Annotated in this window: 26 protein-coding genes; 10 read left to right on the forward strand and 16 right to left on the reverse strand. The window is 67.9% G+C overall.

Going from position 1 to position 21,278, the window contains the following annotated elements; all coding sequences use genetic code 11:
- Window positions 1-13: 13 nt before the first annotated feature.
- The 3 genes from minC (at window position 14) to minE (ending at window position 1,957) form a co-directional block, all read left to right on the forward strand.
- Entirely contained in the window at window positions 14-790 is a 777-nt protein-coding gene (gene minC / locus AC3A6R_RS12470; protein ID WP_487860708.1) for a septum site-determining protein MinC, read from the forward strand.
- A gap of 69 nt (window positions 791-859) precedes the next feature.
- Complete coding sequence (minD, locus tag AC3A6R_RS12475; RefSeq protein ID WP_487860709.1) at window positions 860-1,675, forward strand: septum site-determining protein MinD; 816 nt, start codon at window positions 860-862, stop codon at window positions 1,673-1,675.
- A 3-nt stretch (window positions 1,676-1,678) separates the two neighbouring features.
- The gene (gene minE, locus AC3A6R_RS12480) at window positions 1,679-1,957 is read left to right on the forward strand and encodes a cell division topological specificity factor MinE (protein WP_487860710.1); all 279 of its coding nucleotides are present in this window, start codon (window positions 1,679-1,681) and stop codon (window positions 1,955-1,957) included.
- 6 nt (window positions 1,958-1,963) lie between these two features.
- Here the strand turns inward: minE and AC3A6R_RS12485 are convergent, their stop codons facing one another.
- Together AC3A6R_RS12485 and AC3A6R_RS12490 are read right to left on the reverse strand one after the other, a co-directional pair.
- A complete protein-coding gene (locus AC3A6R_RS12485; protein ID WP_487860711.1) occupies window positions 1,964-2,884 on the reverse strand; it encodes an alpha/beta fold hydrolase in 921 nt (306 codons plus the stop codon).
- 207 nt (window positions 2,885-3,091) lie between these two features.
- Window positions 3,092-3,694: a TetR/AcrR family transcriptional regulator gene (locus AC3A6R_RS12490; protein ID WP_487860712.1), complete on the reverse strand. Its 603-nt coding sequence runs from the start codon at window positions 3,692-3,694 to the stop codon at window positions 3,092-3,094.
- A 176-nt stretch (window positions 3,695-3,870) separates the two neighbouring features.
- Between AC3A6R_RS12490 and AC3A6R_RS12495 the strand changes: the two genes are divergently transcribed.
- Window positions 3,871-4,134: a hypothetical protein gene (locus tag AC3A6R_RS12495; RefSeq protein WP_487860713.1), complete on the forward strand. Its 264-nt coding sequence runs from the start codon at window positions 3,871-3,873 to the stop codon at window positions 4,132-4,134.
- Between the two features lie 107 nt (window positions 4,135-4,241).
- Here AC3A6R_RS12495 and AC3A6R_RS12500 read toward each other — a convergent pair whose 3' ends face one another.
- On the reverse strand, window positions 4,242-4,682 hold the full coding sequence (locus AC3A6R_RS12500) for an RcnB family protein (protein WP_487860714.1): 441 nt from the start codon (window positions 4,680-4,682) through the stop codon (window positions 4,242-4,244).
- A 172-nt stretch (window positions 4,683-4,854) separates the two neighbouring features.
- Between AC3A6R_RS12500 and AC3A6R_RS12505 the strand changes: the two genes are divergently transcribed.
- Complete coding sequence (locus tag AC3A6R_RS12505) at window positions 4,855-5,493, forward strand: GDSL-type esterase/lipase family protein (protein ID WP_487860715.1); 639 nt, start codon at window positions 4,855-4,857, stop codon at window positions 5,491-5,493.
- A 12-nt stretch (window positions 5,494-5,505) separates the two neighbouring features.
- On the opposite strand, the gene AC3A6R_RS12510 is transcribed toward AC3A6R_RS12505, so the two are convergent.
- The 4 genes from AC3A6R_RS12510 to AC3A6R_RS12525 are packed head-to-tail and all read right to left on the reverse strand — an operon-like array spanning window position 5,506 to window position 7,533.
- Window positions 5,506-6,024, reverse strand: coding sequence for a class IV adenylate cyclase (locus AC3A6R_RS12510; RefSeq protein WP_487860716.1), 519 nt, complete (start codon window positions 6,022-6,024; stop codon window positions 5,506-5,508).
- The gene (locus AC3A6R_RS12515; protein WP_487860717.1) at window positions 6,024-6,407 is read right to left on the reverse strand and encodes a hypothetical protein; all 384 of its coding nucleotides are present in this window, start codon (window positions 6,405-6,407) and stop codon (window positions 6,024-6,026) included. Before AC3A6R_RS12515 ends, AC3A6R_RS12510 begins: the two co-directional genes overlap by 1 nt.
- Entirely contained in the window at window positions 6,404-7,000 is a 597-nt protein-coding gene (locus tag AC3A6R_RS12520) for a cob(I)yrinic acid a,c-diamide adenosyltransferase (RefSeq protein WP_487864461.1), read from the reverse strand. The genes AC3A6R_RS12515 and AC3A6R_RS12520 overlap by 4 nt, the downstream gene beginning before the upstream one ends.
- Before the next feature lie 35 nt (window positions 7,001-7,035).
- A complete protein-coding gene (locus AC3A6R_RS12525) occupies window positions 7,036-7,533 on the reverse strand; it encodes a DinB family protein (protein WP_487864462.1) in 498 nt (165 codons plus the stop codon).
- A gap of 86 nt (window positions 7,534-7,619) precedes the next feature.
- Here AC3A6R_RS12525 and AC3A6R_RS12530 point away from each other — a divergent pair, with 86 nt between their 5' ends.
- A complete protein-coding gene (locus AC3A6R_RS12530; protein ID WP_487860720.1) occupies window positions 7,620-9,044 on the forward strand; it encodes an FAD-binding oxidoreductase in 1,425 nt (474 codons plus the stop codon).
- A gap of 18 nt (window positions 9,045-9,062) precedes the next feature.
- Here the strand turns inward: AC3A6R_RS12530 and AC3A6R_RS12535 are convergent, their stop codons facing one another.
- The 8 genes from AC3A6R_RS12535 to AC3A6R_RS12570 form a co-directional block, all read right to left on the reverse strand.
- Complete coding sequence (locus AC3A6R_RS12535) at window positions 9,063-9,953, reverse strand: CsgG/HfaB family protein (RefSeq protein ID WP_487864463.1); 891 nt, start codon at window positions 9,951-9,953, stop codon at window positions 9,063-9,065.
- Window positions 9,954-10,064: 111 nt separating this feature from the next.
- Window positions 10,065-11,015 carry a ParB/RepB/Spo0J family partition protein gene (locus tag AC3A6R_RS12540; RefSeq protein ID WP_487860722.1) on the reverse strand — a complete coding sequence of 317 codons (951 nt, stop codon included), beginning with the start codon at window positions 11,013-11,015 and terminating at the stop codon, window positions 10,065-10,067.
- Complete coding sequence (locus AC3A6R_RS12545) at window positions 11,015-11,581, reverse strand: RBBP9/YdeN family alpha/beta hydrolase (protein WP_487860723.1); 567 nt, start codon at window positions 11,579-11,581, stop codon at window positions 11,015-11,017. The genes AC3A6R_RS12540 and AC3A6R_RS12545 overlap by 1 nt, the downstream gene beginning before the upstream one ends.
- A gap of 8 nt (window positions 11,582-11,589) precedes the next feature.
- Window positions 11,590-12,504 (reverse strand): ParA family protein, encoded by a 915-nt coding sequence (locus AC3A6R_RS12550; RefSeq protein ID WP_487860724.1) that lies wholly within the window; start codon window positions 12,502-12,504, stop codon window positions 11,590-11,592.
- A 4-nt stretch (window positions 12,505-12,508) separates the two neighbouring features.
- Complete coding sequence (locus tag AC3A6R_RS12555; protein ID WP_487860725.1) at window positions 12,509-13,123, reverse strand: LysE family transporter; 615 nt, start codon at window positions 13,121-13,123, stop codon at window positions 12,509-12,511.
- Between the two features lie 113 nt (window positions 13,124-13,236).
- Complete coding sequence (gene rsmG, locus AC3A6R_RS12560) at window positions 13,237-13,878, reverse strand: 16S rRNA (guanine(527)-N(7))-methyltransferase RsmG (RefSeq protein ID WP_487864464.1); 642 nt, start codon at window positions 13,876-13,878, stop codon at window positions 13,237-13,239.
- A complete protein-coding gene (mnmG, locus tag AC3A6R_RS12565; RefSeq protein WP_487864465.1) occupies window positions 13,875-15,830 on the reverse strand; it encodes a tRNA uridine-5-carboxymethylaminomethyl(34) synthesis enzyme MnmG in 1,956 nt (651 codons plus the stop codon). Before mnmG ends, rsmG begins: the two co-directional genes overlap by 4 nt.
- A 317-nt stretch (window positions 15,831-16,147) precedes the next feature.
- Window positions 16,148-16,333 carry a DUF1328 family protein gene (locus AC3A6R_RS12570; RefSeq protein WP_280814496.1) on the reverse strand — a complete coding sequence of 62 codons (186 nt, stop codon included), beginning with the start codon at window positions 16,331-16,333 and terminating at the stop codon, window positions 16,148-16,150.
- A 206-nt stretch (window positions 16,334-16,539) separates the two neighbouring features.
- Between AC3A6R_RS12570 and gstA the strand changes: the two genes are divergently transcribed.
- From gstA to AC3A6R_RS12590, 4 genes are all read left to right on the forward strand, one after another.
- Complete coding sequence (gene gstA, locus AC3A6R_RS12575) at window positions 16,540-17,148, forward strand: glutathione transferase GstA (protein WP_487860727.1); 609 nt, start codon at window positions 16,540-16,542, stop codon at window positions 17,146-17,148.
- A 168-nt stretch (window positions 17,149-17,316) separates the two neighbouring features.
- A complete protein-coding gene (locus AC3A6R_RS12580; RefSeq protein ID WP_487864466.1) occupies window positions 17,317-18,420 on the forward strand; it encodes an alkene reductase in 1,104 nt (367 codons plus the stop codon).
- A gap of 25 nt (window positions 18,421-18,445) precedes the next feature.
- Window positions 18,446-18,769, forward strand: coding sequence for a GNAT family N-acetyltransferase (locus AC3A6R_RS12585; RefSeq protein ID WP_487864689.1), 324 nt, complete (start codon window positions 18,446-18,448; stop codon window positions 18,767-18,769).
- Window positions 18,664-18,927 (forward strand): GNAT family N-acetyltransferase, encoded by a 264-nt coding sequence (locus AC3A6R_RS12590; protein WP_487864467.1) that lies wholly within the window; start codon window positions 18,664-18,666, stop codon window positions 18,925-18,927. Before AC3A6R_RS12585 ends, AC3A6R_RS12590 begins: the two co-directional genes overlap by 106 nt.
- On the opposite strand, the gene AC3A6R_RS12595 is transcribed toward AC3A6R_RS12590, so the two are convergent.
- Complete coding sequence (locus AC3A6R_RS12595; RefSeq protein ID WP_487864468.1) at window positions 18,900-21,185, reverse strand: heavy metal translocating P-type ATPase; 2,286 nt, start codon at window positions 21,183-21,185, stop codon at window positions 18,900-18,902. The genes AC3A6R_RS12590 and AC3A6R_RS12595 overlap by 28 nt on opposite strands.
- Window positions 21,186-21,278: the final 93 nt, after the last annotated feature.

Consider the following 21,278-nt stretch of genomic DNA (forward strand, 5'->3'; position numbering starts at 1 on the left):
CCGACGTTTTCCAATGGCCGATGTCTCCGCCGCGCGCACCAAGGCGGTTTTCGAATTCAAGAGCGCCACGCTGCCGCTCATCGCAGTGATCCTCAAGACGTCCGACCTGGGCGTGCTGGCCGAGGCGCTCGATGCGCAGCTGGCGGATTCCCCCGACTTCTTCGACCAGGAGCCGGTGGTCATCGACCTTTCGCTGCTCCAGGAAGAGGAACAAGGCGGCGCCCCGGCGCACGTCATCGACTTTGCCGCGCTGCGCAACCTGCTGGCACGCCACCAGACGCAGCCGATCGCAGTGCGCGGCGGTAGCGACGCGCACAACGCGGCCGCACGTGCCGCCGGCCTCTCGCTGACCACCATGCCGGTGGCGCCGGCGCCGCGCAGCCCTGCACCGCCTGCCCCCGCCAATGCCCCCGCGAGCGCGGCGCCGCAGATCGTGCGCGAAGTGCCGGTGCCCGCCAACGGCACGCTGCTGATCGACAAGCCGCTGCGCTCGGGCCAGCAGGTGTACGCGCGCGGCGGCGACGTGGTGGTCACGGCAGTCGTGAGCTTCGGCGCGGAAGTCATTGCGGACGGCAACGTGCACGTCTATGCGCCCCTGCGCGGCAAGGCCATTGCGGGTGCGCGCGGCAACACCGAGGCGCGGATCTTCTCGACCTGCATGGAGGCGCAGCTCGTCGCCATTGCGGGCATTTACCGCACCAACGAAGTGCCGCTGCCCGAGTCGGTGCTCGGCAAGCCGGCGCAGGTGCGGCTGGACGGCAAGAAGCTGGCGATCGACGCGATTCCGTAAACCGGACACGCGCGCCGACAATCGACAAGCAAACGAACGAACAACCGAATCGAAATAGAAGGAATGGGAATGGCCAAAATTGTGGTGGTGACCTCGGGCAAGGGCGGCGTCGGCAAGACCACGACGAGCGCCAGCTTCGCGTCGGGCTTGGCGCTCGCAGGCAAGAAGACGGCCGTGATCGACTTCGACGTGGGCCTGCGCAACCTCGACCTGATCATGGGCTGCGAGCGGCGCGTGGTGTACGACCTCATCAACGTGATCCAGGGCGAGGCCAACCTGAGCCAGGCGCTGATCAAGGACAAGCAGTGCGACAACCTGTTCGTGCTCGCGGCCTCGCAGACGCGCGACAAGGAAGCGCTCACGCAGGAAGGCGTCGAGAAGGTGCTGACCGATCTGGCCGCGATGGACTTCGACTACATCGTCTGCGATTCACCCGCGGGCATCGAGACCGGCGCCATGATGGCCATGCACTTCGCCGACGAGGCGCTCGTGGTGACCAACCCCGAGGTTTCCTCGGTGCGCGACTCCGACCGCATTCTGGGCATGCTCAGCAGCAAGACCAAGCGCGCGAAGGACGGCGGCGATCCCATCAAGGAGCACCTGCTGATCACCCGCTACAACCCCAACCGCGTGGCCGGCGGCCAGATGCTCTCGCTCGAGGACATCCAGGACATCCTGCGCATCAAGCTGATCGGCGTCATTCCCGAGTCGGAAAGCGTGCTGCAGGCCTCGAATCAGGGCGTGCCCGCGATCCACGACAAGGACACCGACGTGGCCCAGGCCTACAGCGACGTGGTGGCGCGCTTCCTCGGCGAGGACCGCCCGATGCGCTTCATCGATGCGGAAAAGCCGGGCTTCTTCAAGCGAATTTTCGGAGGCAAGTAGGCCATGTCCTTTTTCTCGTTCCTGCTCGGCGAAAAGAAGAAGACGGCCAGCGTCGCCAAGGAGCGGCTGCAGATCATCCTCGCGCACGAGCGGTCCAGCCTCAGCGGCAAGCGGCGCCCCGACTACCTGCCCGACCTCCAGCGCGAGCTGATGGCGGTGATCTCGAAGTACGTGTCGATCAATGCCGAAGACATCAAGGTCCACCTGGAGAAGCAGGACGACCTCGAAGTGCTCGACATCAAGATCGAACTGCCCGATCCCTCGCCCACCACGGCGCGCTGAGATCGGTCAGGCGCGCGACACGAAACGCGCCACCTGGTGCACCACCGCCTCGTCCTTGAGGATGCGGCGGTGCCCCAGCCCCTCCGTCGCGACGAGTTGCGCCCCCGCGATCGCATCGCGGTAGGCCTCGGCGTCGGCGAAGCGGTTCACGCGGTCGTCGCGGTCATGCACGATCAGCGTCGGCTGCGCGATGCGCGGGCCGACCGCTGCGGGCTCGAGCTGCTGCATCAACACGCCTTCGCGTGCTTCGAACAGCCGCTGCATGGCCGATCGCGTGGCCTCGCTGAGGCCGAAGGTGTGCGCGAAGTAGCGCGTGTACGCACGCGGTGACGCGGGCGGCGCCAGCAGCACCAATCGCTCGACGGCCACGCCTTGTGCCGCCGCGAGGCCGAGCGCATTGGCACCCAGCGAATGCGCCACCGCGGCGCGCAGCGCATGGCCATCGGCCGCAAGTCGGGCCACCGCATAGGCGATGGCGCGCGCGAACTGCGGCGAGTTGCTCATCGTGCCCGCGCTCCTGCCGTGCGCGGGCAATTCGACCAGCACGGGGCGCAGGCCCGCAGCGGCCACCGCATCGGCGAGTGCCAGCAGTTGCCCCGCATGGCCGCCCCAGCCATGCACCAGCAGCACCAACGGTGCCGATTCGGCCGCCGAATCCTGTGCGGCCAGATGATAGATACCAAGGCTGGCGTTTTCGAAGCGCCAGGCCTCGCGCCGCCAGCCGGCACCGGGCGCCTGGCCGCGGTAGAGCCACTTGGGTGGCAGCGGCGTGCCGAAGAGGCGGTAGGCGGCGCGCACGCCGAGCGCAGGCCAGAGCCGCTGCGACGCGGTCAGGCCGAAGCGCAAAGCGCGCATGGTGCGGCTCGGTCGGTAGTAGTTCGACTGCGCGGCATGCGCGGCCGCCGAAGGGGTGCTGGTGCTCGTCATGCAAGGGGCTCCGCTTCAGTACCAGACCCAGTCGTCGTTGCTGCGCGGCAGGCTCCGCAGCGCATCGCGGACGGCTTCGGTGCCGATGGCGCCGGCATAGACGGCAAGGCAAAGGGCAATGATCAGCATGGTGCTTCTCCTTTTTATCGCACAATCGTGCGAAATTTGATCAGACAAAGACGGAACGAAAGCACCCTGCCCTGCGGCTCAGGCGCGGTAGCTGGAAAGAAGCCGCTGCCAGGTTCGCCTGGCGCGGTCTGCGGCCTGTGCATCGCGCAGGAAGCGCGCATCGTGCAGCAGGCCGATGACGATGGCGTTGAGTTCGCTGACCACCTGCGCGGCATCGGTGTCGGCGCGCAGCTCGCCGGTGTCCACGGCCTGCAGCACCGTGCGCCGCAGCGCTGCGCGCCAGCGCGTGATCTCGTCGAACAGCAGGTCGCGTAGTTCGCCTTCGCGGTCGTCGAACTCGAACGCACCGGCGGTGTAGATGCACCCGGTCTCGGCCTCGATGTCGCGGGTGCGCGCGATCCAGCGCTCGACGATGTCCTCGAGCCGCGCGAGGCCCTTGCGCTTCTGCATGGCCGGCACGAACACGTCGGCCAGGAAGCGGCGGCCGTATTCCTCGATCACGGCCTTCTGCAGCGCCTCGCGCGATCCCACGCGCGAGAACACGCCGCTCTTGGACAGGGCCAGCCGGTTCGCAACCGCCTGCAGCGTGATCGCCTCGAGTCCCTCGGCCAGCGCGAGGTCCATCGCTGCGCCGACAATGGCGGTGCGGGTCAGTTCGGCCTTCTGGGTTTTTGCGTCCATGGCCGCACTTTAGCACAGTCGTGCGAAACTTCAATATCTGCGTCGAAACCGCTCCAGAAGGCCTTCAAGGACGAATTCGGGGGTACGCTGGCATTACTCGGGAAAAGAAGCATGCAGCTTCACACAGTGAGCGTACATTCGGACTAATTCCTTTGGCTTTCCGGAACGGATCAGCAATGGCATCTATCCAGCAGCAGCAGCAGATACAGCAGGCAAGGGCCAAGAGGGCCGCTAATGCCGCCGAACAGCGCGAACGACTCCGGCGGGCGCTGCCCGCCACGGTGGAACTGCTGCAGAGCCGCCAGGCCGACCGCATCGACGACAGCGACATCGACGCCTACGTGAACCTGAACTGGCTCGAATGGCATGGCGGCGGACTGCGGCTCACGATCACGGGGCGCAACGTCTGCGCCCAGTCGCTGCCCGTCGTGGCGGCCTGAGCGCCCACCGCGGGCACCACTCCCAATAAAAAACCGCCGCAGGATGCCTGCGGCGGTTTGGGTGCGTGGGGTGCGCGAAGGGCGGCGCCGCGGGACCTGTCTTTTCGTTATCGGTTGCCCACGATGATCTGGGCGATCAAGCCGGTCGCGATGGCCGCGAGCACGTAGTCGCCGCCCACCCCCACCCACTGGTAGCCGCGCGGCGGCTGCTGCAGGCGGTAGGCGCGCCAGTCGTCCACCACGTAGTTGCGGCCGCGGTACTGGGACGGCACGCGCCCGCCGCGGCGCCACTCGGCGTGCGGATGCGGATGGCCGGGGCGGTCGAAGTGACGGCCCGGCCGGTTGTCGTCGCGGTCCCAGCCACGGCTACCGCGACGGTTGTCGTGCCGGTCATTGCCATGGCCGCGGTCGCGCTGCTCATAGCGGTTGTGGCCGTCGCGGCGATCGCGGTCATGCCCACGGTCCTGCGCGAAGGCACTTCCCGCTGCCATGCACATCGCGAGTGCCGCCGCTGCAACGGTGGCCATGCGCTTTGAATTGATGATCATCTGGAACTCCTTCATGCGTTGTTGACTGACGAGTCCATTCTCGGCGGCGCTTGTGTCTGGCCGGAGCGCATCCGGTCGCGGCGAGGTGAAATACGGTAAGCGCAGGTATCCGGGCGGCGTGTTGTCCTTCACCGAAGCCGTTTAAGCTCGCGCGCGCACCCATCTCACACACATGCAGCGACGACACCTTCTCCACTTGATGGCCGGCGTGCCCGCCGCCGCCCTGCTCTCCGCCTGCGGCAAGCGCAAGGTTTCCTCTGCCGCGCTCAAGTCCGATGCGCGGGTGCTGGCGATCGGCGACAGTCTGACCTTCGGCCACGGCGCTCCGCCGCAAGCCGGCTGGCCCGCCAAACTGGCCGAGCTCACGGGCTGGCAGGTCGAGAACGCGGGGGTCAACGGCGACACCTCCGCCGGTGCGCTCGAGCGCCTGCCGGCGCTGCTGGCCGGCGAGGCCTACGACGCGATCCTCATCGGCATCGGTGGCAACGACATGCTGCGCGGCGTGCCGCCCGCGGCGACGCGCGACAACCTCGCGGCGCTCGTCGAGCAGGCGCGCGCACACACGCCCCATGTGGCGCTGCTCGCCACGCCCGCGCCCGACGCGATGCGCGCGGCGATCGGCTCGCTGAGCGACGCGCCGTTCTACGCGGAGGTCGCGCAGGCGCAGCAGGCGCTGCTCATTGCCGACGTGTATTCGGAGGTGCTGTCCGATCCGTCGCTGCGCTCCGACCGCATCCATGCCAACGCAGAAGGCTATGCGCGCATTGCGCAGCAGCTCGCAGAGCGGCTCGCGGCGGCGGGCTGGCGCTGAGCCGCCGCGGCTTCAGCCCGCCTGCAGCAGGTCGACGTAGGCCCCCTCGACGAGCTGGCCGGCATCGATGCCCAGCTGCGCCATGAGCACGTGCGCCTCCGTGATGCCGGCTTCGTCGGGCTCGCCGTCCTCGAGCACCACTTCCAGTTCGAGGAACTCGCCGAGGCCTTCGACACGGTCGAGGTGCACGCGCGTGCGGCCCACGATGAACAGCCGGCGCTGCTTGCGTACGCGGCCGGCTTGGCCCCAAGCGAGCGTGAGCGATTCGCGCAGCGCATCGGGCGTGCTGGTGGGCGAGATCAGGTAGAACGACGCCTTCGGGCCGCTGCCGTTCGCGCGGCGGTAGAAGATCAGCTCCGCGCGATCGGACGCGAAGGTTCGCAGCTTGAGCCGGTCGCCGCTGTCGTGGCAAAAGAAGAAGGTGTCGTCCTGCGCGATCTCGACCGGGCCCTCGTTGGCCAGCCGCGCGGCCAGCAGCGTCACGCGCTCGATGCTGTCGATGCGTGCCTTGACCTCGATGTTCCTCGCCATCAAGGGGCCGTGCCCTGCGGGCCGACCGGCGGCGGTGCGGCATGGCCGCTCGAACCCGGCGCGAGCTTGCGGCCGAAGGCCTCGCCCACGCGGCGCACCGGCCGGCTGGCTTTTTCCGAGACGTTGTTGACGCCGCGCCGCGTGGCGTTCTCGGCGCGGTCGATGCCGCGGCCGGCGGCGTTGGTGCCGCGCTGCACGCCTTTGACCACCTTGCTGCCCTGCGGCGGCGGCTTGAGCGTCTGTGCGCGCTGCGCACGGGGCGGGTTGTCGGCGCTCTGTGCCTGCGCAACCATTGCGGGCAGCAGAAGCAACAACGCGACGCCCGCGGTGGCCAGCGCGCAGGCCTGGCTGCGGATCTTCGATGGGGTCTTGGTCGTCGTCATGAGGAACCTCCTTGTTCGTCGGCCGGCTCGACGGCGCCGGCGCGCGCCATGCGTACGCTCTTCCAGTACACGTCGTCGCCGCCGTTCATGCGGTTGAGCACGCGCGCCAGCACGAAGAGCAGGTCGCTGAGCCGGTTGAGGTACTGGCGCGGCGCGTCGTTGAGCTGTTCCACGGCGCCGAGCGCCACCACGGCGCGCTCCGCCCTGCGCGCCACCGTGCGGCACACATGCGCGAGCGACGCCGCACGCGTGCCCGCGGGCAAGATGAATTCGGCCAGCCGCGGCAGCACGGCGTTGTGCTCGGCGAGCGCGTTGTCGAGCTGCAGCAATGCATCGGGCTTGAGCAGCGTGAAGCCCGGCATCGAGAGCTCGCCGCCGAGATTGAAGAGCTGGTGCTGCACGTCGACGAGCAGCTCGCGCACAGGCTCTGGCATGGGCTCGCAGAGCAGCACGCCGATCTGCGAGTTGAGCTCGTCCACGTCGCCCATCGCATGCACGCGCAGATGGCCCTTGGGCACGCGCGTGTTGTCGCCGAGGCCGGTGGTGCCGTCGTCACCGGTTCGGGTGGCGATCTGCGAGAGTCGGTTGCCCATGGGTGTTCCTGTCGTTCGTTGGATGGATGTGGGGTCTACGCGAGGGTCGCGGCATCGATCTTGCCGGCCAGCCACTGCAGTCCCGCAAGATGCTGCTGGTCGTGGCTGCACAGGTAGTGCACGAGGCTGCGCAGCGTGAGCGGCCCGTAGCCTTCGAACACCGCGGTGCGCGCGAGCTGTGCGTCGCTCAGGTCCGAGACGATCGCCATCGTGCGCGCTCGGGCAACGCGGAACTCGGCCAGCACGGCCTGCGCATCGGCGCTTGCGTAGGCGCGCGCGATCGCGAGCGGCTCGCTGTCGATCGATGCCAGCAGCGGATGTGCTTCGTCGAGCGTGCGGCGAAAGCGCACGTGGTAGCCCTCGAGCTCGATGTCGCGCACGTGGCAGAGCTGCTCGATCGCCGTGAAGGCTTCGCTCGGAACGCCGTCCCACGACGCCGGCGCCCAGTGCCGGAAGCCCTCCGGGATGCCCGCAAAGTGGGCTTCGAGTTGCGAAGGGAAAGCAGCGAGCGCTGCGAGTGTCGTGGGGTTCATGGCGCGTTCCGAAGCGCATTATGGTGCGTGCTCCGTAAAATGGCCGGTCCTGCCCCCAGGCCCCTTTCCAGATCCAGGAGACCGCGATGAACGCCCCGACCACCCCCTCGCACCTGCTGCCGGCGCTTCATCTGCGCGACGTGCCCGAGCGCATGATCGAGGCGCTGAAGACGCGCTTCGGCGCCAACTGCTCCACCGCCATGGCGGTGCGCACGCAGCACGGGCGCGACGAGTCCTCGTTCGATGCACCGCCACCTTCGGCCGTGGTGTTCGCGGAGAGCACGCGGGACGTGGCCGACGCGGTCAAGCTCGCGGGAGAGCACAGCGTGCCGGTCATTCCGTTCGGCGTGGGCTCTTCGCTCGAAGGGCACCTGCTCGCGGTCCAGGGCGGCATCAGCATCGACGTCTCGCGCATGAACCGCGTGCTGTCGATCAATGCCGACGACCTCACGGTGACCGTGCAGCCAGGCGTCACGCGCAAGCAGCTCAACGAAGAGATCAAGAGCACGGGCCTGTTCTTTCCCATCGACCCGGGCGCCGACGCCTCGATCGGCGGCATGACGGCCACGCGCGCGAGCGGCACGAACGCGGTGCGCTACGGCACCATGCGCGAGAACGTGCTCGCGCTCGAAGTGGTCACGGCCAGCGGCGAGGTGATCCGCACCGGCACGCGCGCCAAGAAATCGTCGGCCGGCTACGACCTGACGCGCCTGATGGTGGGCAGCGAAGGCACGTTGGGCGTGGTGACCGAGGTCACGCTGCGCATCTATCCGCTGCCCGAGGCGGTGTCGGCCGCGATCTGCTCGTTCCCGAGCATCGAGGCCGCGGTGCGCACCACCATCGAGACCATCCAGCTCGGCGTGCCGATCGCGCGCGTGGAGCTGATCGACGTGAACACGGTGCGCATGGTCAATGCCTACGCCAAGCTGGGCCTGCGCGAGGAACCGATGCTGCTGATGGAGTTCCACGGCTCGCCCGCGGGCGTGAAGGAACAGGCCGAGACGGTGCAGGAGCTCGCGAGCGGCCACGGCGGCAATGCCTTCGAATGGGCCAGCACCCCCGAGGAGCGCACCCGCCTCTGGACAGCGCGGCACAACAGCTATTTCGCGGCCGTGCAGTCGCGCCCCGGCTGCCGCGTGATCTCCACCGACACCTGCGTGCCGATCTCGCGCCTGGCCGACTGCCTGCTCGACTCGGTGGCCGAAGCCGATGCGAGCGGCATCCCCTACTTCCTCGTCGGCCATGTGGGCGACGGCAACTTCCACTTCGGCTACCTGCTCGACCCGAACATTCCCGAGGAACGCGTGAAGGCCGAGGCGCTGAACCATTCGCTGGTCAGCCGCGCGCTCGCGCTCGAAGGCACCTGCACCGGCGAGCACGGCGTGGGGCTGCACAAGATGGACTTCCTCGTGACCGAAGCCGGCGTGGGCGCGATCGACATGATGCGCACGATCAAGCGTGCCCTCGATCCGAAGAACATCATGAACCCCGGGAAGATCTTCAGCCTCTGATCCCCGGGGCCTGCGCGCTTACCTGCGGCGTCGCGCCGGCGCCGGCTGCTCGGCCGGCACATAGGTCTGCGACGGCGCAGCGCCACCGTCCACGCCGAGCCGGCCACCGCCACCAAGTCCTTGGCCGCGCACGGTTTGCGCCTTGTAGTTGCGCAGCGACCGGACCATCTGGTTGAACGCGTCCATGAAGGCCGCCGCGATCACCTTGCCCTGCGCGGTGTTGGTGTAGCCGCCGAGGCCGCCCGCGCCGCGGTAGCCCGCAAGGCCACCAAAGCCGCCGAAGTCGGTCTTGGACGCGCTGCCTTCCGAGGCGGCCACCTGCACGCCCGAGCGGTTGTCGATCAGCGTCAAGAGCGCCGAGGCTTCCTTGGTCTGCAGGCTGCCGCCGACGGTGGCCAGCGCGCGGCCGCGGCCACCGCCGACCAAGCCTCCGAGCGCTCCGCCAATGCCGCCGGCATCGCTGTTGTTGAACACGATTTCAGGCGAGAGCCCGTAATCGGAAGCGACCATCTGCCCGCGGCCGAAGTTGCTGCCGCCGCGCATCTCGCCCGACTGCATGAGCGCGCGCTCACGCGTCATGGCGCCCATGCCCGCGGCGCCGCGCTCCACCACCACGAAGCAGTTCGACTGCTGCACCAGCAGGCGCAGCAGGTTGGCCGTGGGCGGCAGCTTGTACTGCCCCGTCACCACCGTGTACCAGCCCGCATTGACGTTCTCGATCAGCGAGACGGTGCCGAGCGGCGATTCGCAGCGCTCGAGCTGTCCGCTCTCGCCCGAAGTGGCCGTGCCCGCCGCGCTGCCGGTGGCCATGGTCTTGGCCGACTGGCTGCCCATCTGCATGTCGGTGGTCACGCAACCGCTCAGAACCAGCGCGGCCACGGCCATGCCGGTGAACCTGGTGAACTTCATGATGGATTCCTCTCTCTCCGTGAGCCGGATACAGCTGTAAGCGGTCAAGAATACGGGCGAGAAAGGTCCCCGGGCAATCCGGCGAAAGGCCGGCGGCCTGGCGCCAAACGCCTATGTCGTTCGGCGGATGCGCTCGATGAGTCCGTTCAGCGCGTCGAGGGAGCCGAAATGGATCGCCAGCTCGCCGCTCTCCTCGATCTTGCCGCCGCGCTTGCTGCGCTTCTTGATGCGCACTTCGACCTCGGCGGTCAGCAGGTCGGCCAGTTCTTCTTCGACCCGCTGCAGGTCGCGCGACTTCTCGGCGTCGTTGCTGCGGCGCGATGGCGTGAGCGTGAATTCGGCGGCCAGCTTCTTCACCAGTGCCTCGGCCTCGCGGACCGACATCTTCTTGGCCGCAATCTGGTTGGCGGCGGTGATCTGCGTGCCGCGGTCGAGCGAGAGCAGCGCGCGCGCATGCCCCATGTCGATGTCGCCGGCCATGAGCATCTGCTGTGCGGGCTCGGCGAGGTTCAGCAGACGCAGCAGGTTGCTGGCCGCGCTGCGCGAGCGCCCCACGGCTTGCGCCGCCTGCTCGTGAGTGAGTCCAAACTCTGCAACTAAGCGTTGCAGGCCTTGCGCTTCCTCCAGCGGGTTGAGGTCTTCGCGCTGGATGTTCTCGATCAGCGACATGGCCGCCGCGGCCTCGTTGGGCACGTCGCGCACCAGCACCGGCACGCGGTCGAGGCCCGCGAGCTTGGCCGCGCGGAAGCGGCGCTCGCCCGCGATGATCTCGTATTCGGCGTTCTTGGCCGCGGCCGAATCCGCATCGAGGCGGCGCACCAGGATGGGCTGCATGATGCCCTGGGCCTTGATGCTTTCCGCCAGTTCGTAGAGCGCGCCTTCGTCCATGCGGGTGCGCGGCTGGTAGACGCCGGCGACCATCTGGTCGAGCATCAGCGTGTGCGGGGCCTGTGCGGCGCCGCCCTCGCCCGCGCCGTTGGTGTCGGCGGACGAAGGCGCAGCCGTCGGGCCGAGCAGTGCTTCGAGGCCGCGTCCGAGTCCCTTGGGTTTCTTGGTCGCCATCAGTGCGTGTCTTTCGAGAGGTCGTTCAGGAGTTGCCGGCCCTCGGGCCAGTCGCCCAGGCCGGATTCAGCATTCAGGTGACCGCCGTGGCCGGCATCGACGAAGCGTGCGCCCCAGTCGGCCGCCATCTGGCGCGAGCGCGAGACATCGCTATACGGATCGTCATCGGCTGCGATCAGCACGGCCTTGAACGGCAGCGGCTGGCGCATGATCGGCGCCCAGCCCGGAATCAGCTGGCGCAGGTCGTCGCGCTCGACGTCGCCCGGTGCCACCAGCAGCGCACCGCGCACCTTGTGCGTGTTGCGCGAATGGGCGGCCCAGGCGGCCACGAGGATGCAGCCCAGGCTGTGCGCGGCAAAGACCACCGCGCCAGGAGCGGCCAGCACTTCTTCCTCGAGCCGCGCCGACCAGTCGCCGCGCAGCGGCCGCATCCACTCGTGCTGCTCGACGCGGCGGTCGCCATGAAGCGATTCCCAGCGCGTCTGCCAATGGCCCGGCCCGCTGTTCTGCCAGCCGGGCAGCAGCAGGACGCGGGGCCCCGCGGCAGCTTCGTCGTTCAAGTCCATGCCGGAGCTCACGCGCTCTTCTCGCTGGCGGCATCGGACGCAGCCGCGGGTGCGAGCACATCCTCGGGCAAGGAGAGCGGCGCCGATGCCGGGGATGTGGCGGCAGCCGGCGGTGCGGGAGCGATCGAGGCAAAGGCGCTCGCGGGCGGCATCTTCTGCACCAGCTCGCTGGCGAAGGCGACAAAAGCCTGGCTCCCGCGCGCCGCGGGGTCGAACACCACGCCCGGCAGGCCGTAGCTCGGCGCCTCGGCCAGGCGCACGTTGCGCGGGATCACGGTGTCGAACACCTTGTCGCCGAAATGCGCCTTGAGCTGCTCGCTCACCTGCTGCTGCAGCGTGATGCGCGGATCGAACATCACGCGCAGGAGCCCGATGATCTGCAGGTTCTTGTTGAGGTTGGCGTGCACCTGCTTGATGGTGTTGACGAGATCGGTCAGCCCTTCGAGCGCGAAGTACTCGCACTGCATCGGCACGATCACGCCGTGCGCCGCGCACAGGCCGTTGAGCGTGAGCAGGCTGAGGCTAGGCGGACAGTCGATCAGCACGAAGTCGTATTCAGCGCCCACGGCTGCCAGCGCCGTACGCAGCCGCTTCTCACGCCGGTCGAGCGCCACCATCTCGACCTCGGCGCCGGCCAGTTCGCGGTTGGCGCCCAGCACGTCGTAGCCGCAGCCGCCTTCCACCAGCTTGTCGGCCTTGACGCGCGCCTCGGCGACCGACGCCGACTCGAGCAGCACGTCGTACACCGTGAGCTCGAGCTGGCGCTTGTCGATGCCCGAGCCCATGGTGGCGTTGCCCTGGGGATCGAGGTCGATCATCAGCACCCGTTGCCCTACCTTGGCGAGCCCGGCCGCGAGGTTGACCGTGGTGGTGGTCTTGCCGACGCCGCCCTTCTGGTTGGCAATGCAAAAAATCTTGGCCATCGGATCAGCGGGAAATGGCGAGCTTGATGCCGAAGGCGATCAGGAAGATCCCCGCGAGCTTCTCGAGCGCGCCGGAGATGCGCGGATTGGCACGGATGCGCTCGGCCAGGAAGTGGGTGAGCAGCGTCGAGGTCAGGCCGTACAGGAAGGTCAGCACGGCGATCGTGAGCGCCATGGCGCCGAAAGTGACCACGCCCTGGTGGCGCGCAGGGTCCACGAACAGCGGGAAGAAGGCCATGTAGAACACGATGGCCTTGGGATTCAGCAGCGTGATCGCGAACGCCTGGCGCAGGAAATGGCTCGGGCGGATGTGGAGGATCGGCGCGGAGCCGGGCTTGGCCAACAGCATCCGGGCACCCAGCCATGCAAGGTAGGCCGCGCCAAGCCATTGCACCGCTGTGAACGCCGCCGGGTAGGTGGCCAGTACGGCCGACACGCCAGCCACCGCAGCCCACATCAGGCACTGGTCGCCGAGGATCACGCCCATGGTGGCGGCCAGCCCGCCCTTGATTCCGCCCTTGCTGGTCGAGGTGATCAGCGCGAGGTTGCCCGGGCCGGGAATCAACAGAAAGAGGACGATGGCGGCGACGAATGCGCCGTAGTCAGCGATGCCGAACATGGGAATTGCCTCGAAGAAAGAGAACCAGGGGAGGCGTCGAGTCTAAGGCAGTGCGCCGCGGCGAAGCCCGTCTGTGCCCGGCTTTTGCGACAGCCGGTCCGCCTTTTCGCAGTTCAATCCGCCTGCTTGCGCGCCCAGACGATGCAGCGCTCGCCCTCGAGACCCGGCACCGTCAGTTGTTCCACGTGAAACACAGCGACCTTCGGCGGCAAGGTGGCCAGCTCTTCGGCCGGCACCTTGCCCTTCATCGCGAGCCAGAGGCCTTCCGGTGTGAGCAGGTGCATCGAGCCACTGAAGAAATCCGGCAGCGAGGCAAACGCGCGGCTGCTGATGAGTTCATAACTGCCCGACAACGATTCGACGCGCGCATGCAGCCCGCGCAGATTCCGGATCTCGAGCTCGGCCGCAACCTGTTGTACGAAGGCCGCCTTCTTGGCCACCGCATCGAGGCAGGTGACTTCAAGGTCGCGCCGCAGGATTGCGATCACCACGCCCGGGAGCCCACCGCCCGAACCCACGTCGAGTAGCCTGCCCTGCCCTGCCCACTCGCGTTGCAGCGGCGCCACCGCCGCGATGCTGTCGAGCAGATGATGGGTCAGCACGCTTGACGGGTCGCGCAGCGCCGTCAGGTTGTAGACCTTGTTCCACTTGAGCATGAGGCTGCCGTATGCCAGCAGTTGCTCGGCCTGGGCTTGCGACAGGCTCGTGCCCAGGGCGGCTGCGCCATCACGCAGCGTGTCGATCGGCGCGCTCATCCGGCGGGTGTTTCCACTGCAGCATCGGCGGCGGCATCGCGGCTGAACGCCTTGTGCCCTCCTTTTCGCAGATGAATCATCAGCAGGGAAATTGCCGCGGGCGTCACGCCCGAGATGCGGGACGCCTGGCCCAGGGTCTCGGGCCGGTGCTTGGCGAGCTTGTCGCGCACTTCAAAACTCAATGCCTGGACCTGACCGTAATCGAAGTCGGCCGGCAGGCGCAGGTTCTCGAAGTGCGCCGCACGTTCGACCTCGTCGTGCTGCCGCTCGATGTAGCCTGAATACTTGGCCGAGATCTCGATCTGCTCGATTTCGCTGTCGCCTAGCGCCATTTCCGCGCCGTACTTTCCGCCGTCGAGCGACATCAAGGTCTCGTAGCTCACATCGGGCCGGCGCAGCAGGTCGGCCAGGTTGTATTCGCGCTCAATCGCCTTGCCGAGCACACGCTCCGACTCGGCCGCGGGCAGGTTGCGCGGATTCACCCAAATCGACTTGAGCCGCTGTGTTTCACGTGAAACAGCATCCCGCTTGCGGCTGAAAGCGTCCCACCGCGCGTCATCGACAAGGCCCAGCTTGCGGCCGGTCTCAGTGAGCCGCATGTCGGCGTTGTCCTCGCGCAGCTGCAGTCGGAACTCGGCGCGGCTCGTGAACATGCGGTACGGCTCGGTCACACCCTTGGTGATCAGGTCGTCAACCAGCACGCCGAGGTAGGCCTCGTCGCGGCGCGGCAGCCAGGGCAATTCGCCTCGGCACTGCAATGCGGCATTGACGCCGGCAAACAGACCCTGTGCAGCGGCTTCCTCGTAACCGGTAGTGCCGTTGATCTGGCCCGCAAAGAACAAGCCCTGGATCGACCGCGTCTCAAAGCTGCTCTTGAGTTCACGCGGATCGAAGTAGTCGTATTCGATGGCATAGCCGGGACGCAGGATGTGGGCGTTCTCCAGCCCGGGCATCGAACGCACGAGCTGGTATTGGATGTCGAACGGCAGGCTCGTCGAGATGCCGTTGGGGTAGTACTCGTTCGTGGTCAGCCCTTCGGGCTCGAGAAAGATCTGGTGGCTTTCCTTGTCCGCAAATCGGTTGATCTTGTCTTCCACGCTCGGGCAGTAGCGCGGGCCGACACCGTCGATCTTGCCGGTGAACATCGGGCTGCGGTCGAACCCCGAGCGAATGATCTCGTGCGTGCGCGCGTTGGTGTGGGTGATCCAGCACGCCATCTGCTGCGGATGCATGTCGGTTCGGCCCATGAAGCTGAACACGGGCATCGGCCCTGCCCCGCCCGGCATGCCGTCGCCGGGTTGTTCGGTGCACTTCGAGAAATCGATGGTCCGGCCGTCGAGGCGCGGTGGCGTGCCGGTCTTGAGCCGGCCCTGCGGCAGCTTGAGTTCCTTGAGCCGCGCCGACAGACTGACCGCCGGCGGATCGCCTGCGCGCCCGGCCTGGTAGTTGTCGAGCCCCACATGGATGCGGCCATCGAGAAAGGTGCCCGCGGTCAGCACCACAGCGCGTGCGCGAAAGGCGATGCCAACCTGGGTGACGGCACCGACAACGCGATCGCCCTCGACCATGAGGTCGTCGACGGCCTGCTGGAACAGGCTCAGGTTGGGCTGGTTCTCGAGCCGGTGGCGGATCGCCGCCTTGTAGAGAACGCGGTCAGCCTGCGCCCGCGTGGCGCGTACGGCGGGACCTTTGCTCGAATTGAGGATCCGGAACTGGATGCCGGCCTCGTCGGTGGCGATGGCCATGGCCCCGCCGAGTGCGTCGACCTCCTTGACCAGATGGCCCTTGCCGATTCCGCCGATCGAGGGGTTGCAGCTCATCTGCCCCAAGGTCTCTATGTTGTGGGAAAGCAGCAGGGTCTTGGCGCCCATGCGGGCGGACGCAAGCGCGGCCTCGGTGCCGGCGTGGCCACCGCCAACGACGATCACATCGAATTCTTCGGGGTACAGCATGAAGGGGGGCGCACCACTGACGCGTGCGCTGCGCAAAGGGGGCATCGATTTTAATCGGGGGTGCCGGTCTGCGCGCGGTGTACGGGCAATTGGGGGGCGGCCGAAGTGCTTGGACCGAAAAGGCGCCGACGCCTTTGCTGTCAATGCGGTGATGCTATCAAATTTATAGCATTGGCCTGGTCAGGCGGCGCGACGGTGCAGTGGCAATTCCCAATCCGCCTGGGTCACGAGCAGAACCCGCACCACACGGTGGGCGGGGCTCTGCAATAACTGGCCAAGCGACAGCATGCGTGGCCAACGCGGTACCAGCCGGTGCGTCAATCGATGGCCTTCTTGACCGCACCGACCCCCAGCACCGCGAGCACCACGAACAGCAGGGCCAGTGCGAGGAACAGGCCAAACAGCAGCTTCGCGATACCGGCCGCACCCGCCGCGATGCCACCGAAGCCCAACAGGGCCGCGACGAGCGAGATGACGGCAAAAATGATGGCGTACTTCAACATCTGTTTCTCCTTGGGCAGGCGCTGTGCCCGCCATGCGGCGAAGCTTAAAGAACGCATGTGCGCACGACCGATAGTCGGCCTGCGCGTGAGCCCGTAGGACAAAAACGCGCCACAGGCGCGCCCGGGACGCGCATGACGCAAACCCGCTAGCATCGCGCGGTCATCGGTTCTTTCACATTCATCATTCCAAGCTGGAGATTCCTCGCATGAAGCTGTACTACTCGCCCGGCGCCTGTTCGCTCTCACCCCACATCGCGCTGAAGGAGGCGGGCATTGCCTTCGAACCGGTGCTCGCGAGCACCAAGAGCCACAAGCTGCAGGATGGCACCGACTACTACGGGATCAATCCGCTGGGCTATGTGCCGATGCTCGAACTCGACGACGGCACGCGCCTGCGCGAAGGTCCGGCGATCGTCCAGTACATCGCCGACCTCGCGCCCACCAAGAACCTCGCGCCGGCCGCCGGCACCCTGCAGCGCTACCGACTGCAGGAATGGCTGACCTTCATCGGCACCGAGATGCACAAGGGCTTCAGCCCGCTGTTCAACGCCGCGATGCCCGAGGAAGCCAAGACGATCTTCAAGGACAAGCTCAAGTCGCGCTACCAATGGCTCGACGGACAGCTCGCAGACCGCCAATACCTCATGGGCGAGCACTTCAGCGTGGCCGATGCCTACCTGTTCACCGTCACCAACTGGACCAAACCGACCAGCGTCGACATCTCGGACTTCGCGAACCTCCAGGCCTGGCACGCACGCGTCGGTGCGCGCCCGGCGGTGCAGGAAGCGATGAAGGCAGAAGGCCTGCTGAAGTAAGCCGAAGCGCCCGGAAGCATGCGCGCGCTCTCGATCCCGGGTCAGGGGCGCCAGGCGGCACCGGCGCGCACCGCCCCACCTAGCAGCATTCGGACAACCGTGCGAAAGCACGGATTCGGGTTGCAGGTTTAGCCTCGCGCCTGTTTCCACTCTTCCGGTTGATATCCCATGCCCACCCTCTTCGACCTCGTGCAAGCCGGCGACCTGCAGCTCGCCAACCGCATCGTGATGGCGCCGCTCACGCGCAACCGGTCGCCCAATGCGATCCCGACAGAGATGGCCGCGACCTACTACGCGCAGCGCGCCTCGGCCGGCCTGCTCATCACCGAGGCCACGGCGATCAGCCACCAGGGCCAGGGCTACGCGGACGTGCCCGGTCTCTACGGCACCGAGCAGCTCGACGGATGGAAGCGCGTGACCGAGGCCGTGCACGCCAAGGGCGGCAAGATCGTGGTGCAGCTCTGGCATGTTGGCCGCGTCTCGCACACCGAACTGCAGCCCGATGGCGGCAAGCCGGTCGCGCCGTCGGCCATCACCGCCAAGACGAAGACGGTGCTGATCAAGGACGGCGTGCCGACATTCGTCGAAACCTCCGAGCCGCGTGCGCTCGATGCCGAAGAAATCCCCGGCATCGTTCACGCCTATGCCGCGGCCGCGCGCAACGCTGTCGAAACCGCTGGCTTCGACGGCGTGGAACTGCACGGCGCCAACGGCTACCTGCTCGACCAGTTCCTGAAGGACGGCAGCAACAAGCGCACCGACGACTACGGCGGCAGCATCGAGAACCGTGCCCGCCTGCTGCTCGAAGCCACGCGCGCGGTGGTCGACGCGGTCGGTGGCGGCCGCACCGGCATCCGGCTGTCGCCCGTGACGCCGGCCAACAACGCGCACGATGCCGATCCGCAGCCGCTCTTCACCTACGTGGTGCAGCAGCTCGCGCCACTCGGCCTGGCCTACATCCACGTCATCGAAGGTGCCACTGGCGGCCCGCGCGAGATCGAGGACCGCCCGTTCGACTACGAGGCGCTCAAGGCCGCCTACCGCGCGGCCGGCGGCAAGGCCGCCTGGATGGTCAACAACGGCTACGACAAGCCGCTCGCGGAACAGGCCGTGAAGGAAGGCGACGACCTCGTGGCCTTCGGCAAGCCCTTCATCGCCAACCCCGACCTCGTGCGCCGCCTGCGCGAGAACGCAGCGCTCAATGCCGTCGACAAGGCCACGATGTACGGTGGCGGCGCCAAGGGCTACATCGACTATCCGACGCTCGACTGACGCGGCGGCTCCGCACGCACACCCCATGCGCAGGCTTGCCGTACCCCAGGACCTCGAAGCGGTCTTCGACATCTACATGCACGAGCGCGTCGTGCCCTTCCTGGGCTACGACCCGATGCCGCTCGACCCGTTCCGCCCGATCTTCGACGAGTTGGTCGGCTGCGGCTGCTTCTACGTGTACGAAGCGGACGGTCGCATCGCGGGCTTCTACCGCGCCACGCGCTACCGGGACGCGCCAGCCACGTGGCCTGCTTCGGCACGCTCGCGGTCGACCCGGCGCTACACGGCCGAGGCATTGCACAGGCCATGGTGCGCGATGCTATCAAGCAACTCGAGGCAGAGGGAGTGAAGCGCATCGAGCTCTATGCCGAGGCCGACAACACGGGGGCCTTGCGTTTCTACGAGAAGCTCGGCTTCGAGCGCGAAGGCGTGCTGCGCAAGTTCTACAAGCGCGCGGGCGAAGCCGACTACGTCGACGATCACCTGCTCGCACTGCTGATCGATTGACGCGGCTTCCAGCGCCGCAGCAGCAGCGCGTTGGCCATCACGCTCACGCTCGAGAGCGCCATCGCAGCGCCGGCCACCACCGGGCTGAGCCAGCCGATTGCGGCCAACGGAATGCCGGCCACGTTGTAGGCAAAGGCCCAGAACAGGTTCTGCCGGATCTTCGCGACGGTGCGCGCCGAGAGTTCGAGCGCTTCGCCCACGAGCGCCAGGTCGCCGCGCATCAGCGTGATGCCCGCGGCTTCCATCGCCACGTCGGTGCCGCCGCCGGAGGGTGCCATTGCCATGCCCACGTCGGCCGCAGCCAGTGCGGGGGCATCGTTGGCGCCGTCTCCGACCATCGCGACCACATGGCCGTCGCGCTTCAGCGCAGCGACCTGCGCGGCCTTGTCGCCGGGCAGCACTTCGGCACGCACATCGGCCGCCTCGATGCCGAGCCGCGCGGCCATGGCTTCGGCCGCGCGCCGGTTGTCGCCCGAGATCATCACCACGCGCAGGCCGCGCGCGCGCAGCGTGCGAACGGCTTCGGCGGCCTCCGGCTTGGGCTCGTCGGCAAAGGCGAGCAGCGCCTCGACCTGGGCCGCGCCGGCCGCGTCGAAGCGCAGCAATGCCGACACGGTCGCACCTTGCGCATGCAGGCCTTCGATCTGCGCGGCATCGGGCTTCGCCCCGAGTTCCGCGCACCAGCGCAGGCTCGCGATGGCCCATTGCTCATCGCTGCCCGCGCCACCGACCTCACCGCGCACGCCGCGTCCCGGCATCGCCTGCATCGCGCCGAGCGGCGGCGCCTGCACACCGCGCTCGGCCGCGGCAGCGAGCACCGCACGCGCCAGTGGATGCTCGCTGCCGCCCTGCAGACTGGCGGCCGTGGCCAGCAATGCGGCCTCGGTGAGCTGGCTGCCCGCTCCCGCCGGCAGCAGCGCCGTGAGCACAGGCCGCCCAATGGTCAGCGTGCCGGTCTTGTCGAAGGCGATGGTGTCGACACGGTGGGCGACTTCGAGCGCGCGCGCATCCTTCACGAGGATGCCGCGCCGCGCCGCCACGCCGGTGCCGGCCATCACCGCCACCGGCGTGGCAAGGCCGAGGGCACACGGGCAGGCGATTACCAGCACTGCCACCGCATGGACCAGCGCCGCCTCGATGCCAGCGCCCATCCACAGCCAGCTCCCCAGGGTGGCGAGCGCAATCACGAGCACCACCGGCACGAACACGGCCGCGACCTTGTCCACCAGGCGCTGGATCGGCGCCTTCGCGGCCTGCGCATCCTCGACCAGCCGGATGATGCGCGCGAGCACGCTTTCGGCGCCCACCGCGCTGGCCTCCACCACCAGGCGCCCCTCGCCGTTGACCGAACCGCCCGTGAGCGCCTGGCCCGGCCCCTTCGGCACCGGCAGCGGCTCGCCGGTGAGCATCGACTCGTCGACCTCGGAATGGCCTTCGACCACGCACGCATCCGCCGGCACACGCTCGCCGGGCCGCACGGCGAGCCGGTCGCCCGCCATGAGTTCGGCCACGGGCACGTCGCTCTCGCCGCGCGGGCCGACGAGATGCGCCACCTCCGGGCGCAATTGCTGCAAGGCACGGATCGCCGAGGTCGCCTGGCGCTTGGCGCGCGCCTCGAGCCATTTGCCGAGCAGGACCAGCGTGATCACCATGGCCGAAGCCTCGAAATACAGGTGCGGCATCGCGCCGTGCCCTGCGTGCGCCCCCGTGGCGGCGCGCCACCAGAGCCAGAGCGACAAGCCGAAGGCCGCGCTGGTGCCGAGCGCCACCAGCAGATCCATGTTGCCGGTGCCTGCGCGCGCGGCATGCCAGCCCGCGCGGTAGAAGCGCGCACCGAGCCAGAACTGCACCGGCGCGGCCAGCAGCAATTGCAGCCACGGCGGCAGCATCCAGTCGTGGCCCCAGGGCTGGCCGAGCATCGGTGCCATCAGCGGGATCGAGAGCAGCAGGCCGATCGCGACCGGCCCGAAGCCCTGCCAGCGCGACGGCTCGGCCGCCGCGGCATCGACCTCGTCGGCGCTGCGCGGCTCGTAGCCGGCAGTGCGGATCGCGCGGCGCAGGCGTGCCTCGAGGTCTTCGGTGCCCGCCGCCACGATGCGGGCCGATTCGGTCGCGAGGTTCACGCTGACTTCCTGCACGCCCGGCACGCTCTTGAGCGCGCGCTCGACGCGCATGACGCAGGAGGCGCAGGTCATGCCGCCGACGAAAAGCTGGCTGGTGCGCATGGCCAAGCGGGAATCGTTTTGCAGAGTTTCCATGCGCCAAGGCTAAAGCCTCACATCATGGCAAGGTCAAGCAGTCGGCGTGCAGTGCCCCTTCGCTGGACATTGACATCGTGAGAGGGTTCAAAC

It is taken from the genome of Variovorax sp. Soil_C_19 (genome assembly GCF_057657255.1).